Raw genomic sequence first — 1,157 nt, forward strand, 5'->3', positions numbered from 1 at the left:
ACGGTACGACCACCCTCACGGATAGCGAAGCGTAAGCCCTCTTCCATAGCGATAGGAGCGATTAACTCTACATCCATGGATACGTTATCACCAGGAAGTACCATCTCTTTGTCCGCCGGTAGTGTAATGGTACCGGTCACGTCCGTTGTACGGAAGTAGAACTGAGGACGGTAACCTTGGAAGAATGGCGTATGACGACCACCCTCTTCCTTAGATAAGATGTACACCTCAGCAGAGAAGTTGGTGTGTGGCTTAATGGTGCCTGGCTTAGCCAATACCTGACCACGCTCAACATCCTCACGCTTAGTACCACGGAGTAAGATACCCACGTTATCACCAGCCTCACCCTGGTCTAATAACTTACGGAACATCTCAACACCGGTACAAATGGTTTTCTGTGTTTCACGGATACCAACGATCTCGATCTCTTCACCCACTTTAATCACACCGCGCTCAATACGACCAGTCACTACGGTACCACGACCAGAAATTGAGAACACGTCCTCAACCGGCATCAAGAAAGTACCATCAACCGCACGCTCAGGCGTTGGGATGTAAGTATCTAAAGCCTCAGCTAAAGCAAGTACCGCTTGCTTACCTAATGGACCCTCGTCACCCTCAAGGGCTAAACGAGCAGAACCCTTAATGATTGGGGTGTCGTCGCCTGGGAACTCGTACATGCTTAACAACTCACGTACTTCCATCTCAACCAACTCAATTAACTCCTCATCGTCAACTAAGTCAGCTTTGTTTAAGAACACTACAATGTAAGGAACACCTACCTGACGAGATAATAAGATGTGCTCACGCGTCTGAGGCATTGGGCCATCAGCTGCTGAACATACTAAAATCGCACCGTCCATCTGAGCCGCACCGGTAATCATGTTTTTAACATAGTCGGCGTGACCCGGGCAGTCAACGTGCGCATAGTGACGAGTAGGCGTTTCGTACTCTACGTGTGAAGTAGAAATGGTAATACCACGCGCTTTCTCTTCGGGAGCTGCGTCAATCTGATCATAATCACGCGCATCACCACCGTACTCCTTTGCAAGTACAGTACAAATCGCTGCTGTTAAAGTGGTTTTACCGTGGTCAACGTGACCGATAGTACCAACGTTTACGTGGGGTTTGGTACGTTCAAACTTACCTTTTGCCAT

Annotated in this window: 1 protein-coding gene; it reads right to left on the reverse strand. The window is 48.7% G+C overall.

What is annotated here, in order from left to right:
- Positions 1-1,157: elongation factor Tu (gene tuf / locus HMPREF3144_RS09175; RefSeq protein ID WP_070477560.1), on the reverse strand; the 1,157-nt coding region annotated here is incomplete at its 3' end.

This window comes from Oligella sp. HMSC05A10, from assembly GCF_001808335.1.
Taxonomy (GTDB): domain Bacteria; phylum Pseudomonadota; class Gammaproteobacteria; order Burkholderiales; family Burkholderiaceae_B; genus Oligella; species Oligella urethralis.